At 63.2% G+C, this 2,088-nt stretch carries 1 protein-coding gene; it reads left to right on the top strand.

The features are described 5' to 3' along the window. Positions 1 to 88: 88 nt before the first annotated feature. Positions 89 to 2,088, top strand: a 2,000-nt coding sequence (locus NW75_RS20185) for a dihydropteroate synthase (RefSeq protein WP_033967182.1), incomplete at its 3' end; no start/stop codon positions are given.

Genomic DNA, 2,088 nt, shown 5'->3' with positions numbered 1-2,088 from the left:
CACTTGCGTACTGCCCCTCTCCCGACCTCGCTTCGCTCGGCCACCCTCTCCCCGCCAGCGGGGAGAGGGAGAAGAAGAAAAAACACCCATGACCACCACCTCCACCGCCCAGTTCGTCAACATTGGCGAGCGCACCAACGTTACCGGATCGGCGCGCTTCAAGAAGCTTATCATGGCGGGGGATTATCCGGCGGCGGTCGAAGTCGCGCGGCAGCAGGTTGAGAGCGGCGCGCAGGTGCTCGACATCAACATGGATGAGGGCCTGCTCGACGCCGAATATGCGATGGTCACTTTCCTCAAGCTGATCGCCGCCGAGCCCGACATCGCGCGCATCCCGTTCATGGTCGACAGCTCGAAATGGTCGGTGATCGAGGCCGGGCTGAAGTGCGTCAGCGGCAAGCCGATCGTCAATTCGATCAGCATGAAGGAGGGGGAAGAGCAGTTCCTCGCCCAGGCCAAGAAGGTCATGCAATACGGTGCCGCCGTCGTCGTCATGGCGTTCGACACCGTCGGCCAGGCCGATACGCGCGCGCGCAAGCTCGAGATTTGCGCGCGGGCCTATGATTTGCTGATGGGCATCGGCTTCCCACCAGAGGACATCATCTTCGATCCCAACATCTTCGCGGTGGCGACGGGGATTGAGGAGCATAATAACTACGCGGTCGACTTCATCGAGGCGTGTCGCGACATCAAGGCGCGCTGCCCGCACGCGCATATCTCGGGCGGGCTCTCCAACCTGTCGTTCAGCTTCCGCGGCAATGAGCCGGTGCGCCGCGCGATGCATTCGGTGTTCCTCTATTATGCGATCCCCGCCGGGCTCGACATGGCGATCGTCAATGCCGGGCAGCTCGACATTTACGACGCGATCGACCCCAAGCTGCGCACCGCGTGCGAGGATGTCATCCTCAACCGCGACGAGGGCGCGACCGAGCGGCTGATCGCGATGGCGGAAAGCTTCAAGGGCACCGATGCGGTGGCCGAGAAAGCGGCGGCCGAGTGGCGCGGCCTGCCGGTCAACAAGCGGCTCGAATATGCGCTGGTCAAGGGCATCGACTTGCATGTGGTCGAGGATACCGAGGAAGCGCGACAGGGCTTCGCGCGCCCGATCGAGGTGATCGAAGGGCCGCTGATGGACGGGATGAACGTCGTCGGCGACCTGTTCGGTTCGGGCAAGATGTTCCTGCCGCAAGTGGTGAAATCGGCCCGCGTGATGAAAAAGGCGGTGGCGCATCTGCTGCCCTTCATCGAGGCGGCGAAGGAGCCCGGCGCGCGCGGCAAGGGCAAGATCATCATGGCGACCGTGAAGGGCGACGTGCATGACATCGGCAAGAACATCGTCGGCGTGGTGTTGCAGTGCAATGGCTTCGACGTGGTCGACATGGGGGTGATGGTGCCCTGGTCGGACATCCTCAAGGCCGCGAACGAGAATGATGCCGATATGATCGGCCTGTCGGGGCTGATTACGCCGTCGCTCGACGAGATGGTGACGGTGGCCGAGGAAATGCAGCGGGCGGGGATGACGATGCCGCTGCTGATCGGCGGGGCGACCACCTCCAAGGTGCACACCGCGCTGCGCATCGCGCCTGCCTATAAAGGGCCGGTGGTGCATGTGCTCGATGCGAGCCGTGCGGTCGGTGTTGCCTCGACCTTGGTCAGCGACACGATCCGCGACGAATTCGTGCAGAAGACCTCGGACGAATATGAAGCCGTTCGCATCGCGCGCGCCAATAAGGGGCAGAGCGAGCTGATTCCGATCGAGACCGCGCGTGCCAATGGCTTTGTCGCGGACATGACCTTGAAGCCGGGGGCGCCCAAGCAGCCCGGCGTGCATGTGTTCGAGGATTGGGATCTTGCCGATCTGCGCGAGCTGATCGACTGGACGCCGTTCTTCCGCGCCTGGGAATTGGCGGGCAATTATCCGGCGATCCTGCAGGACGAGATTGTGGGGGAAAGCGCGCGCAATCTGTTCGAGGATGCGCAGAAGATGCTCGACCAGATCATTGCCGAGAAGTGGCTGACGGCGAAGGGCGTGGCGGGGCTGTGGCCGTGCCGGCGCGAGGGCGATGATGTTGTAATATTCCCCTCCGG

The sequence above is a fragment of the Sphingomonas sp. Ant H11 genome, from assembly GCF_000797515.1.
Taxonomy (GTDB): Bacteria; Pseudomonadota; Alphaproteobacteria; order Sphingomonadales; family Sphingomonadaceae; genus Sphingomonas.
This window is presented reverse-complemented; position numbering and strand designations above follow the sequence as displayed.